The sequence below is a fragment of the Hyphobacterium sp. CCMP332 genome, from assembly GCA_014323545.1.
In the GTDB taxonomy this organism is placed as follows: domain Bacteria; phylum Bacteroidota; class Bacteroidia; order Cytophagales; family CCMP332; genus CCMP332.
This window is the reverse complement of sequence record CP058647.1, coordinates 2,621,311-2,635,895: the sequence shown is the minus strand read 5'-3', so window position 1 is coordinate 2,635,895 and position 14,585 is coordinate 2,621,311. Positions and strand designations below refer to the sequence as shown.

9 protein-coding genes and 1 tRNA gene are annotated in these 14,585 nt (G+C 38.1%); 8 read left to right on the top strand and 2 right to left on the bottom strand.

The genetic code is table 11. The features are described from left to right. Positions 1–36: 36 nt before the first annotated feature. On the top strand, positions 37–1,995 hold the full coding sequence (locus HZR84_11525; GenBank protein ID QNL22543.1) for a tetratricopeptide repeat protein: 1,959 nt from the start codon (positions 37–39) through the stop codon (positions 1,993–1,995). 451 nt (positions 1,996–2,446) lie between these two features. Here the strand turns inward: HZR84_11525 and HZR84_11520 are convergent. Both HZR84_11520 and purL read right to left on the bottom strand, forming a co-directional pair. Continuing rightward, a tRNA-Gln gene (locus tag HZR84_11520) sits at positions 2,447–2,519 on the bottom strand. An 82-nt stretch (positions 2,520–2,601) separates the two neighbouring features. After that, positions 2,602–4,818, bottom strand: a complete 2,217-nt coding sequence (gene purL, locus HZR84_11515) for a phosphoribosylformylglycinamidine synthase subunit PurL (GenBank protein ID QNL22542.1) — start codon at positions 4,816–4,818, stop codon at positions 2,602–2,604. A 101-nt stretch (positions 4,819–4,919) separates the two neighbouring features. Here purL and HZR84_11510 point away from each other — a divergent pair, with 101 nt between their 5' ends. From HZR84_11510 to HZR84_11480, 7 genes are all read left to right on the top strand, one after another. Further along, a complete protein-coding gene (locus HZR84_11510) occupies positions 4,920–6,044 on the top strand; it encodes a glycosyltransferase (protein QNL22541.1) in 1,125 nt (374 codons plus the stop codon). A 126-nt stretch (positions 6,045–6,170) separates the two neighbouring features. Next, complete coding sequence (locus tag HZR84_11505; protein QNL22540.1) at positions 6,171–6,791, top strand: TetR/AcrR family transcriptional regulator; 621 nt, start codon at positions 6,171–6,173, stop codon at positions 6,789–6,791. 9 nt (positions 6,792–6,800) lie between these two features. Beyond that, positions 6,801–8,150 carry a TolC family protein gene (locus HZR84_11500; GenBank protein ID QNL22539.1) on the top strand — a complete coding sequence of 450 codons (1,350 nt, stop codon included), beginning with the start codon at positions 6,801–6,803 and terminating at the stop codon, positions 8,148–8,150. 19 nt (positions 8,151–8,169) lie between these two features. Continuing rightward, the gene (locus HZR84_11495; GenBank protein QNL22538.1) at positions 8,170–9,321 is read left to right on the top strand and encodes an efflux RND transporter periplasmic adaptor subunit; all 1,152 of its coding nucleotides are present in this window, start codon (positions 8,170–8,172) and stop codon (positions 9,319–9,321) included. A 17-nt stretch (positions 9,322–9,338) separates the two neighbouring features. Continuing rightward, positions 9,339–12,755: an efflux RND transporter permease subunit gene (locus HZR84_11490; GenBank protein QNL22537.1), complete on the top strand. Its 3,417-nt coding sequence runs from the start codon at positions 9,339–9,341 to the stop codon at positions 12,753–12,755. Next, positions 12,756–13,982 (top strand): metallophosphoesterase, encoded by a 1,227-nt coding sequence (locus tag HZR84_11485; protein ID QNL22536.1) that lies wholly within the window; start codon positions 12,756–12,758, stop codon positions 13,980–13,982. Positions 13,983–14,103: 121 nt separating this feature from the next. Then, entirely contained in the window at positions 14,104–14,502 is a 399-nt protein-coding gene (locus HZR84_11480; protein QNL22535.1) for a hypothetical protein, read from the top strand. Positions 14,503–14,585 lie beyond the last annotated feature (83 nt).

Here is a 14,585-nt window from a genome sequence, read left to right as displayed (position 1 = left end):
ATTGCCGTTTTCATAACGCTTATATCAATTTTGCTATTGAATTTTTCAGTTCAATCACAAAGTGAGGAAGACATAAGCGGATTGTCGCTTAACGACACGATACAATTGGAGGAAACCTTAAAAAATCTTTCGGCGCAGGTGGAACTCGATCCGGTATCCAGTATTCCTCTATTGCAATTGCTTTATAAAAAAATATCTAAATACCCCTTTTCTCCATTTAAGGAATTGAAATGGAAATACGCTATCAACAGAAGCCTGATGACGGCATTTGAAAAGATAGATCAACTGGATGAAGCAATTTTGTATGGAGACCGTGCGATAAAAAATGCAGAAAAATTGCGTTTGTATTCTCAGGCCCAGGGTCTAAGGGTTAAAACCGGCGATATGTATTATCGTCTTGGCGAAAGGCTGAAATCACTAAATAGATATTACCAGGCGCTAAACAACTGGGATGGTGAATTGCCTATGGCCTATGAGCCTATGGCCTATTTTGGAATTGCCAGAGTGCATTTTGAACAAAAGAACTATCAGGACGCCGAAAAATCCTTGAACGAAGCTTTAAAACGAAGTCCGGATGTAGCATTGAAAGCCGATATTCTGAATTATCTGGGTGCTGCCAAATATGAAAGCGGCGATTTTCTTCATGCACTGGAATATTTTTCAAAATCGCTGAGTTTAAATGAAAAACTCGGAAATCAGGACAAGCTCGGTCAAAATTACCAAAGCATAGGAAAGGTATTTTATAGCCTGGGAAATTCCGAAAAGGCCGAAAATTTCTTTTTGCTGTCGCTAAAAGAGGATAGTAAAGTTGAAAACCATGAAGAAATGGCCGCGACCTATGCCGTTTTAATGGATCTCAAACTAAAACAAAACCAAAGGGATAAGGCACTGGAATACGGAAATCTGGCATTGCAATATGGCGGGAAAAGCAAAAATTTAGATTTAAAAGAAAATATATTCCTCGGCTTGAGTGAAATTTATCAGGAAAAGGGAGAGACTGAAAAATCATTGTCCTTTTATAAAAAATACAGTGAAGTCTTAAATCAAAAAATAGATAAACGACACAGCGAAGAAATCAATGAGTTTCGGGTGAAATACGAAATGGAGAAAAAAGAACGCGAACTCGAAGAATTAAACAACCAAAAAAGGCTTTCCGAGTTGGCTTTTCAACAGAAAATTGCTGATGATCGAAAAGAAAAGAATATGCTTTTTGCCTTTGGTACGCTCATGTTTGTCATTATTCTGATGGGTGCGGTTTTGCTGTTTAATTATCAAAGACAGATTGAAGCGAATAAAACCATCAATCTCAAAACAGAAGAAATAAACCGTGTTAAAATAAAAGAGCTGGAAAAATCCCTCAGACTGGAATCGGCAAATGCCATGCTAAAAGGACAGGAAATTGAAAGAAACCGTATTGCCAAAGACCTTCATGATAGCGTAGGAGCACTTCTGTCGAGTATAAAACTTCATTTCGAAACCATTAAAGGACACATCAGCAATACAAAAGGCAACCAGGTTTATGAAAAAACCAATCAACTGATTGACGAAGCCTGCTTTGAGGTAAGAAACATTTCGCATGATATGATGCCTGGCTCTCTGATCCGTTTTGGCCTTATTCCGGCATTGCAGGATTACACAAGCAAATTAAAATCCGATAAAAAATTGGCGGTGGATATTATCAATTATGGAATACCCGAAAAACTTGATGACAGTGTTTCACTCAATGCATACAGAATCGTTCAGGAACTTTTGAATAATGTTATTAAACATTCCGGAGCGAGGGAAGTTTTGGTTCAATTGACCGTCAAAGGCGACCAGCTTAATATTATGGTGGAAGACGATGGCCAGGGATTTGATCCTGAATTGGCCAAAGAAAAAGGCATGGGCTTAAAAAATATTATATCCAGGGTGAACTACCTGAATGGGCAAATCCATTTTGACTCCGAAGAGGGCAAGGGCAGTAATATCATGATAGATTTCCCCATTGCAAGTTAATTAAGGGTTTTTGGTAGAAAAACAGCCATTTTATTTTTTAGCGGTTTACAGTCATGTACGGCAAGCTATCCTGTAGTACTTTTGATTTACACAATTAAGGTTTACAAAAAGGACAAAGAAAAGCAGATTGATATTCGATCTGCTTTTTTTGTTTATAACATAATTTCTAGTGGTTTTCCGCTATTTTATTTTTTAGCGGAATACGGTCATGTTTTCTAATAGTGAGTTTTGCACTTTTGTATAGTATTCATGTCATATTTAAGGTTAATACATTATAAAGGATGAAAAAATGGAGATGATTTTCATCTCCATTTTTTAAATATCGTGTAAATATCACGTACTAGACCAAACACAAGAAGCGCCGCAGGGCGCTTTTTTTATTGGACTTACTATTGACCCATAAATAAAAAACCCTGACCCCCGCAATAAATGCAGGGTAGGTCAGGGTTTGTTGACCCACGAGGGCTCGAACCTCGACTCTTCTGGACCAAAACCAGACGTGTTGCCAGTTACACCATGGGTCATTATTCTGATATCACCTTGTGATCGTCAGTAAAAGGACTGCAAAAATAGCAGGGTCAAATTAAATTACAAAACCATTTTGCCTTAATGTGCGATTATTTCTTCAATCGCATTATCGTAAATGGCTTTTACCTCATTAATTGATAAATAGGACTCACCATCGATTATGCATTGCTTATCGATTACCTCCCCCAACTTATAAAGCCGAACCTTATTTTTTGCACATATTTCTTTCATCTTCGCCACTTTTCCCGGGTGTATCGATACCACAATTCTGCTGGGGCTTTCGCCAAAGAGATAGGCGTCTTTTCTGAATTCCTGTTCGGTTTCTATTTCAAATCCCAGGTTTCCGGCCATGCCTGATTCCACCAAAGTAATATACAATCCGCCATCGGCTACATCATGAGCAGAATTTAACAATCTGTCCTTTGCCATTTTCATAACCGCTTTTTGTAATTGGGCCTCATCATCAAGACTAAAGTCCGGTGCCGGTGATTTTTTTATACCGCAATAACTGTATAGGTATTCGGAACTTGAAATATCATTTTTTGGATTTCCAAGCAAATACAAGTGATCCCCCTCCTCTTTAAAAGAAATTGAGATCCTGTTATCCCGATTTTCAAGTAAACCCAACATACCAATTGTTGGTGTTGGAAATACCGGCCCTTCATCCGAAGACTGGTTATAAAAACTGACATTTCCTCCCGTAACTGGGGTTCCAAATTTTTCACATGCTTTTTTCATACCCTTGATGGCATGAACAAATTGCCAATACACTTCAGGATTATAAGGATTGCCAAAATTCAGGCAATTGGTAATTGCCAATGGCTCACCTCCAGAGCATACTACGTTTCTCGCTGCTTCAGCCACAGCCATGGCACAACCTTCTTCAGGATCGGCGTTTACAAATCGGGAATTGCAATCAACACTGACCGCAAGTGCCTTGTCGGTATCCTTGATTCTCACAACGCCTGCATCGGATTTGTCAAATGTTCCAATATTATCCGTACCCACCATGGAGTCGTATTGCTCAAAAATCCATCGCTTGCTGGCAATGTTGGGATGGCTTAAAAGGAATTCGGCCACCTGATGAAAATCGGGTTTGGGAATATCTTCAATTCTGAATTTTTTAAATTCTTTGAAATAGGCCGGCTCTTTGTATTCTCTTTCATAAACGGGAGCCCCACCTCCCAATACAAGATCATAGGCAGGCACTTCAGCGACCATTTCATCACCCATAAAATAACGAAGCATTTTGCCTTTGGTCACCACTCCAATTTGAACCGCATGCAAATCCCATTTTTCAAAAATGTCGACCACTTCCTGTTCATGTCCTTTTTCCACAACTACGAGCATTCTTTCCTGAGATTCGGAAAGCAGGATTTCAAATGGTTTCATATTGTCCTGGCGGGTCGGAACTTTGTCTAGCCAAATATCCATTCCGTGTTCTCCCTTATCACTCATTTCCGAAGTTGAACAGGTAATACCCGCAGCACCCATGTCCTGCATGCCAACGATATGTCCTGTTTTAATTACCTCGAGAGTTGCTTCCAGTAAAAGTTTCTCCTGAAATGGATCACCGACCTGCACTGCGGGAAGATCATCTGCAGAATCTTCTGTAATATCTTTGGAGGCAAAAGAGGCGCCGTGGATTCCGTCTTTTCCAGTTCGTGATCCAACAATAAATACAGGATTACCTTCTCCTTTTGAAACTGCCGAAACTACGGCATCGTGTTTTACAATTCCTGCAGAAAAGGCATTTACCAAAGGATTGATATTATAAGTCTCATCAAAAAACACTTCCCCTCCTACCGTCGGCACGCCAAACGCATTGCCATAATCACCAATACCTTTTACCACACCGGAAATCAACCATTTAGTTCGGTCAGATTTTAGGTTTCCAAAGCGCAGAGAATTTAACTGGCAAACGGGTCTCGCACCCATTGTAAATATATCTCTGTTAATTCCACCTACGCCGGTTGCAGCACCCTGGTAGGGTTCAATGGCCGAAGGGTGATTATGGGATTCTATTTTAAAACTGCATGCCAAACCATCGCCGATGTCGACAAGTCCGGCATTTTCCTCTCCGGCTTCTGCAAGCATTCTGTCGGATTGCTTGGGTAGTTTTTTTAGCCAGGTGATGGAATTTTTGTATGAGCAATGCTCAGACCACATGGCTGAAAAAATACAGAGTTCGGTAAAATTGGGTTTACGGCCAAGAATCTCAATAATTCGATTAAATTCTTCTTCTATTAATCCTAAATCCGCCGCTGTTTGAAGATTGACTTTTATGTCTTCCATTTAATATTTTTGAATCGCCGCAAATTTAAACATTGAGATGTAAAACAATCAGTATTGTGAATACATTTCATTAGGATTTTCAATTGTGGTTAATTTGCACCGTGACATCGACTAAAAAACTGGCCTTTTATTTAACTTCTTCCGGTTATGGCGGACTGGAAATGAATGCTGTAAATCTGGCCGTTTGGATGAAAGATAGAGGCTGGACCATATTTTTTTATACCGTAAAAAATTCAAGAGTCGAACAGCAGGTAAAAAATGTAGAGCTCAAAACGCAGTGGGTTCAGAAACCCAATAAATATTTTGATATTAAAAATGCGTTTTTACTGGCCAATATTTTAAAAAAAGATCAGGTTGAGAAAATTATCATTTTTGACAATCACGATTTAAGCACGGCTAATTATTGCAAAAAGTTTTTTAACGCCAGACTGAAAATGCTCTACCTGCAGCAAATGCAGTTCAAAGTTAAAAAGACTTCACCGGCGCATACCTTTCGCTTTTCAGGACTCAATTATTGGATCAGCCCATTGGAATCATTGAAAAAGCAAGTTTTGCAAACCACAAAAGTTCCGGAAAGTAAAATAGTGGTGATTCCGCTTTGCCTTGAAACTGATCGGTTCTTGAAAAATTCGATCAGCAGATCAATGGCACATAAAGAACTCGGTCTCGATGAAAACAAAAAGATCATTGGAGTACTGGGTAGAATCGGACCGACTAAAGGCCAAATGGGAGTGCTAAAAGCATTTTCCCTGCTCTCAAAAACACACAAGGATTTGGACCTCTTAATTATGGGAGAGGCCACCATCAATGAAAAAATATGTCTGGACTACGAAAAAGATTGCAGGCAATTTGTAAAAGAAAACAATCTGAAAGACAGGGTACACTTTCGTCCTTTCCGCCCTGAGGTAGAATATTTTTATTCGGCCATCGACATATTCATTATGCCTTCGAAAAAAGAAACGTATGGCATGGTCACCGTAGAAGCTATGTTATCCGGAGTTCCAATTATTGGAACTAATGCCGGTGGGACGGTTGATTTACTTGAAAACGGTAAACTCGGGCAATTGTATTCATTTGGCGATGCAAATGAACTCAAAGAAAAGATTGAAAATATAGTATTGGAAAAGTACAATTTCAGCGAAATCACTATAGAGGCAAAAAGGATCGCTGCAGAAAAATACGATAATAAAATAATGTGTGATCAATTGGAATCTCTATTAAAATAGTCTAATTAATCAGTTCTACTTCAATTTGTCGCCCCGCTAACATATTTAAAAACAAATATATAGGAAACATAAATTTAACATTGGAAACTTTGGTGAATTCTAAAGTTTCTATAGTTTTGCCTCACAATGGAGGTCAAATTGAATTTAAGAGATAGAATAGTGGAATGTGCCCGTGGCCTGTTTTTTAAAATGGGATTAAGAAGGGTTACAATGGATGACATTGCCGGGAAGTGTGGCGTATCAAAAAAAACAATTTATCAGCACTTTAAAGATAAGGATACGGTCGTTTTGGAAGTTACAAAGGAATATCTTCATCAGGAAGAACACGATCTGCAAAAAATACATGAGTCGGCAAAAGATCCTATCGAGGAATTGGTGTCCATTTCAAAATGGTTCAGGGATATGCTTTCAAATATGGATTCATCGCTTTTGCATGATATGAAAAAATACCACCCTAATTCCTGGACCATATTTCATCAACATAAAGAAAAGTGCATTTTTTGTTCTTTAATTGAAAACTTAAAAGAAGGAAAAAAGCTGGGGCTTTATCGCTCCGATCTTAAAGAAGATATTATTTCCAGATTTCGTGTTGAAAGTACGGAAATGATGTTTAAATCTGATTTCAATAATCTCGGTCAGTTCCATATTCGCGATTTACAATTGGAAATTTTTGAACACTTTGTGTATGGAATAGTCACCGATAAAGGCAGGGAAATTTTTGAAAAATATAAACGAGAACTAAAATAAAATCTCAAAATGAGAAATAGTATTTTAATAACAATTCTTATTGCATTCTTCTCCGGAACAGTATTTGGGCAAAGCAATACCTACAGTCTGGAACAAGCCATTCAATATTCTTTGGAAAATTCTGATAATCTTAAAAATTCAAAACTGGATGTTGAGGCGGCGAAATATGAAGTTGGCAAAATAAGATCTGCCGGTTTGCCGCAAGTAAATGCATCGGTCGGCCTTAATTATAATTATTCAATAAGAAAATCGCTTTTACCAGCGAGTACATTTGATCCCAATGCGCCCCAGGATCTTGAATTGGAATTGGCCTTCGGAACTAAATATGATGGTGATGCTAACATCGCTCTTTCACAATTGCTGTTCGACGGGTCCTATTTTGTTGGACTTCAGGCCGCAAAAATGTATAAGCTCTATTCTGAACAGGAACTGACCCAAACTAAAATAGATGTGATTGATGCCGTCACCAAGTCTTACTATATGGTTCTAATAAATAAGGTGCGATATGAGCGTTTAAAAGGCAATGAAGAAAGACTGGCACAATTGCTCAATGAGACTGAAGCACTTTATAAAAATGGTTTTGCCGAAAAAATAGATGTAAGCAGAATTCAGGTGAGCTACAACAATATTCTGGCCCAAAGCAAACAGATGAAGCGCCTAATTGAACTGAGTGAATACATGCTCAAAATGCAAATGGGATTGAATGTTGAAGAGCCCATAGAATTGAGCGATAAAATTGCTGATTTACCTAAATCCTTAAAAGAACAAAAAGTTGAAACGGACTTTAATTATACCAATAGAATTGATTATCAATTACTCAATTCAGGCGAGCAATTGCAGAAATTGGATATCAGGAATTACAAGGTTCAGTATTATCCCAATTTGTATTTAAATGGTGTATACGGCCATAATACAAACGCTGTAGACTTTAGTCAGTATTCTGATTTTAGCAACCGATGGTTGAGGTATGGGCTTGTGGGTGTCTCATTGAACGTCCCAATTTTTGATGGTCTTCGAAAAAGTTACAGCATTCAAAAATCCAAAGTGGAACTCGAAAAAATCGAGAATCAAAGACACATGATGGAAAATGCAATTGAGACTGAAATCAAACAAAAAAGAGATGCACTGGCAAATAGCATTGAATTGATGGAAGTACAGAAACTCAATTATGACCTTGCAGAAGAAATTTACAATACCACGGATATAAAATTCCAGGAAGGCGTGGGCTCCAATTTGGAATTGGTTGATGCCAATAATTCATTGATGGACGCGGAAGCTATTTATTTCGATGCCTTGTACAATGCCGTAGTGGCAAAAACCGAACTTGAAAAAGCACTTGGACTATACAACGATTTTTAAAAAACAAAAAAACAATACAATGACGATCAAATTAAATTTTGCATCAATATTATTAAGCGCTCTCTTTCTGTATGCCTGCGGCAACGGAGAATCAGATATTGAACAAAAGAAAAACCAACTGAAAGAATTGAAAACTGAGATGTCCGATCTGAAATCTCAAATTTCAAAGCTTGAAAAAGAGCTAATGGAGCAGGACTCTACTTATGCCATGGAAAAGGACAAATCGATTTTGGTGGCGCTTAATCCGGTCAAACCAGTGAAATTCGCACATAAGATCGAAGTAAGAGGTGCAGTGGCTTCTAATCGCAATGTCATGATTAGTGCGGAAACCATGGCCAAAATTGTTTCCATCAATGTCAAAGAGGGTCAAAATGTTAAGGCCGGTCAGGTCTTAATACAACTCGATGCGGATGTTTTAAGAAACAGCATTAAAGAATTGGAAACCTCTCTGGAATTGGCGAAAACACTTTATGAAAAGCAAAAAAATCTTTGGGATCAGAACATTGGCACCGAGGTTCAGTATTTGCAGGCCAAAAACCAGAAGGAAAGCCTGGAAAGAAAACTAAAAACGACCTATTCTCAATTGGACAATTATGTAATTCGCGCTCCTTTTGCTGGCCAGGTTAACGAACTTGATGTTAAAAGAGGGGAAATGATGTCGCCCGGAATGCCAATTTGCAGGATTGTGAGTCTGGAAGACATGTTCGTTCAATCTGAAGTATCCGAAAAATACGTGGGTAAATTTGAATTGGGTGATTCGGTTAATATTGAAATTCCCGCCATAGATGTAAATACGCCTTCAGTTATAACAGCTATTGGAAAAGTGGTCAATGTTCAAAACAGAACCTTTAGAATTGAAGTTGATCTTCCAAAGCAATATGCAAAAATCGCCAGGCCTAATCAGGTTGTGGTGCTCACCATTACAGATTATGTCAATCCGAAAGCAATCACCGTGCCTTCAAAGGTCGTTCAGAAGGATGCGGAAGGAAATTATGTTTATGTCAAGGAGGATTCCGATCTGGGTTCAGTTGCCAGAAAGAAACATGTTCAAATTGGAAAATCTTATCAATACCGAACAGAGATCAGAGATGGTTTAAACACTAAAGATGTAATACTGACAGAGGGATACAGAGATGTAGCCGATGGGTCATTGATAAAAACTAAAAGCTAAAAACTTTCTTTTCAATCATGAAAGAAAAAGATAAAAACTTATACAAGGAATTTGGTCTTACAACCTTTGCTCTAAACAATAGAACAACTGTATTTGTACTGACTTTTATAATCGCACTCACCGGTGTTATCTCCTATATCACTTTGGCTAAGGAAAACTTTCCTGAAGTTGAAGAACCAACCATTTATATAGGAACAGCACATCCGGGAAACTCACCGGAAGACATGGAAAATCTGATTACCAGGCCTATTGAAAAGGAAATAAATACCATTTCCGAAGTGGAGGAGATCAGGTCGACGTCAGTTCAGGATTTTTCTACCATTATCGTAAAGTTTCAGGCAGAAATGGATGCTGAAGAAGCCCTGCAAAAGGTGAAGGACGCCGTGGACAAATCCAAGTCTGAGCTTCCGGCGGATTTGCAGGAGGATCCCAATATTTTCAAAATGGAGGTATCTGAATTTCCAATTATGAATATCAATCTGGCTGGCGACTACAACCTCGACGAACTAAAATCCTTCGCGGAATATCTCGAAGATGAAATTGAAAAGATTTCGGAAATTTCCAAGGCTGAGATTCGAGGTGTTGACGATAAAGAGGTCAAAATCAAAGTTAATCCCTATGAAATGGAATCCAGAAAAATTTCATTCAGGGATATTGAAGATGCCGTTGTTCAGGAAAATCTATCCATGTCAGGGGGTAACATATTAACTGATGGTATCAGAAGAACAATCCGTGTGCTTGGAGAATATGAGGATCCAAAGCAAATGGAAGACATCGTCGTTAAATACGAAAACAACAAGATTGTCTATTTAAAAGACATTGCAAAGGTGGAATTCGGTTACGTTGAAAAACAAAACTACGCCAGACTCGGCGGAGAGTCGGTCGTGATGGTCGATGTGATCAAAAGATCAGGAGAAAATTTATTGGATGCTACCGATAAGATTTACAAAATCATTGAAAAAGCACAGGAAGAAACACTTCCAAAAGATCTGGTCGTAACTATTACCAATGACCAATCCATCCAAACAAGAGATCAGGTTAATGAATTGGAAAACTCAATTATTTCCGGGGTTATTCTTGTTGTAATAGTACTCTTGTTTTTCCTCGGAACGAGAAATGCACTTTTTGTAGGTATGGCCATTCCATTATCCATGTTTATGGCCTTCCTTATCATAAGTATGATTGGTTATACCATTAATATGATGATTTTATTTGGCCTTATCATGGCACTTGGAATGCTTGTGGACAATGGAATAGTTGTCGTTGAAAATGTCTATCGATTGATGGAAGAAGGCTTTACTCCGATTGAAGCAGCCAAAAAAGGTGTTGGTGAAGTTGCATTACCCATTATCTCATCAACCGCTACAACGCTCGCCGCCTTTTTACCTTTGGCATTTTGGCCGGGAATCATGGGAGAATTTATGAAGTACCTTCCCATAACCTTAATTATCACTTTGGGTTCATCATTATTTGTAGCCCTGGTCATTAATCCGGTGTTTATTTCTAAATACATGAAAATTCAGGATCAGGTGGTGATTAATAAACCCAAAGCCAGACGAGATTCCATAATAATCTTACTTATAGGACTTCTTATTGCCATTCCATCTTATTTTGCGGATTTACCCCTGGTTTGGTTGGGAAATTTATTGATTCTGTTGGGAATTCTTATTCCGCTTAACGTATTCTTACTGACCCCTTTATCCGACAGGTTTCAGTCGATCGCCTTACCGTTTTTAGAAAAAATCTATGTGGGCACTTTGCGATATGCCGTAACAAAAAAACGACCTTATCTATTTTTTGGAGGAACTGTATTAACTCTAATTGCTTCAATAATGATATATTTTGGAAGTCAACCCAATGTGATTTTCTTTCCTATAAATCAGCCAAAATACGTCAATGTGTTTATCGAATTTCCGGTGGGAACGGATATTTCAACGACCAATGATTTCTCTGAAAAAATAGAGGATAAATTATTTGAAATCATCAAACCCTATGAGCACATAGTAGAATCGGTCATTTCAAATGTTGGCCAGGGAACATCTGATCCAAATGATCCATCTTCCATGGGAGCCAGTGATACTCCTAATAAGGCAAGGCTCACAGTAAACTTTGTTGAATTCAAAGAACGAGGTGAACTGGTGACTAGCGAAATCATGAATGAAATCCGTGATAAAATTGGCAAGTATCCCGGCATAACAATTACAGTAGATAAGGATGCGGCAGGCCCTCCTGTTGGAAAACCCATCAATATTGAAATTTCAGGTGAAGATTATACAAAGCTTTCTGAAATTGTTGCCAATCTGAAAAATGAAATCGCTTTAGCAGATATCGATGGAATCGAAAAGCTCAAATCAGATCTGGAAGATGACAAACCTGAGCTAATTGTTGATATAGACAGAGAAAAAGCAAGGCGATTTGGATTATCAACGGCCACCGTAGCCAGCGAAATTAGAACTGCTTTATTTGGGAAAGAAATTTCTAAATACAAGGAGGGAGAAGATGATTACGATGTTGAGTTGCGTTTAGATGATCAATTCCGGTATGATTTGGACGCCTTGATGAATAAGGAAATTACCTATCGAAACCAGGTCAATGGAAAAATTGTCCAAATTCCAATTGCTTCTGTGGCAGACGTTCAGTACAGTTCTACTTTTGGATCAATTAAAAGAAAAGACCTAAATCGGGTGGTGACACTTAGCTCCAATGTACTTGACGGCTACAATGCCACAGAGATTAACAACCAAATCAGAGGCCTTGTGAGAAATATGCCCATCCCGAGTGGTTACAATATTAGTTTTACCGGGGAACAGGAAAATCAGGCAAAAGAAATGGCATTTTTATTAAATGCATTGATGTTAGCAGTATTTATGATATTCCTGATCATTGTATCGCAGTTCAATAAAATTTCTGCTCCTTTTATAATCATGACTTCAGTATTGTTCAGCACCATTGGTGTATTCCTTGGTTTGGTGGCCTTCAATATGGATTTCATTGTGATAATGACCATGATTGGAATAATTTCCCTTGCGGGAATTGTGGTAAACAATGCCATTGTATTAATAGACTTTATCGAATTAATGAAAGCGAGAAAAATTGCGCAACTGGAAGAAGGACAACCGGTAACCAAACGATTGGTACAGGCGGCCATAATAGAAGCGGGTAAAACAAGGTTAAGGCCGGTACTTTTAACAGCAATTACGACCGTATTGGGATTAATTCCTTTGGCTGTAGGATTGAATATAAATTTCGAAACCTTCTTCGCACATTACGAGTGGGATTTCTTTTTGGGTGGCGACAATGTGATTTTCTGGGGACCAATGTCATGGACCATTATATTTGGATTGACTTTTTCTACTTTCTTAACCCTGGTAATTGTACCTGTAATGTATCTGATCACCAGCAGAATAAGAACGGCTGTCGGAAGAGCCGCCTAAATGAAATTTCTCGCGGTTGCCATAACTATTATTCTCATTGTGCTCCTGAATATTTATTTGTTCAGGGGCATAAATGGCCTTATTGAAAAGAAGAAGAATAAAAAACTTTTTCAAATTCTTTTTTGGGTCTGGACTATTCCATTGCCATTGCTGATCATTGCCGTTGCAGTACTGCCAACAGAATATTTCAAAGGTGTTTCCAGAAGTATTATTCTAACATATACAGTATTTGACATTATTGGCAAGATTATTTTACTATTGTTTTTTGTGTTGGACGATCTGATCCATTTCAGTACTAAAAAAATTAAAGAGAAAAAAGGCAAACAGGTCTATGATGAATCGCGAAAACAATTTATAAAAAAGACAGGTATCGCCATATCGGTTTTGCCGGTTGCCGGTTTTTCATTTGGAATTGTTTCAGGTGCACACAATTATAATTGGCACAGGCTTAAAGTAAAAATCCCTAACCTTCCCAATGAATTTCATGGGCTGAAAATCGGTCAGATTTCAGATCTTCATTCCGGAAGCTTTAGCAATTTGACTGCTGTTAAAGGCGGGATTGATATGTTCATGTCTGAAAAACCGGACATTGTTTTTTTTACCGGAGATATCGTCAATGACCAGGCATGGGAAATAAAAGCGGTCTTTGATATTTATAAAAATGTAAAGGCGCCTTTGGGTGTGTATTCTATATTGGGAAATCACGATTATGGAGATTATTCCAACTGGAAAAGCCAAAGTGCTAAGATGAAAAACTTTCAGGGGATACTAGATGCCCACCAAAATCTCGGATGGGATTTATTGAGAAATGAAAACAGAATTGTCGAAATAGGAAAAGATCGGCTGGCTATTATTGGGGTAGAAAACTGGGGTGCTAAAATGAGATTCCAAAAACACGGAGATCTGGAAAAAGCAAAAAAAGGCACGGAAGGTATTTCAACAAAATTACTTCTATCTCATGACCCAAGCCACTGGGAAGCCCAGGTTATTCCTGAGCATCCCGACATTGACCTCATGTTTGCGGGCCATACGCATGGTTTTCAATTTGGAATAGAAACTCCGCTATTCAGATGGAGTCCGGCACAATATTTATATCCACAGTGGGCAGGCTTGTATAAAAAAGGCAATCAGCAGCTCTACGTCAACAGAGGTTTTGGCTTTATCGGATATCCGGGAAGAATTGGCATTTTACCCGAACTTACGCTTATCGAACTGGTAAAAGAATAATTTATTTAATCTGAAATGAAACGCCTAAAAACCAGCTGAGAGAATTAGAATCATCTTTTTAGAAATGGGCGTTTTTGCTAAGGAAAATTTTTTAATATTTTCACATTGGTTATATAAGAAATTGAGTAAAACAATCAACCTTTTTTTAAGCCTTTTGGCACTCTCTTTTGCAGTTTCTTGCAACAGTAATGACGATGCTGTTGGGGGGCAACCAATCGTTCAAAATGATTCTTCTCTCTCTTCTGGTAAATTGATAGTAAACGTAGTGGATGTTAATAATAATCCCGTTTCGGGAGTCATAGTAACACTCCATGGTACTTTAGAAGATCTTGAAAAAGGAATATGGCTTTATAATTTGTTAAATGATAATCGTGGTGAAGTCGATTTTGGTTTTATAAATCTTGGCAATTACTATATCTATGCTGAGGAAAATGGCGGTGCTCGAAGAAATAATGCTCCCGGAGATGCAGCCCAGGTTCGATCTCAACAAATCACACCGAGAACAGTCGTAATTCGATAAGATTAAAATCAAATTTTACTGTTAGTCAATTCTAAATTCTAAATTTTAATAAATTAATAATTTCAATTATTAATAAATGCCTT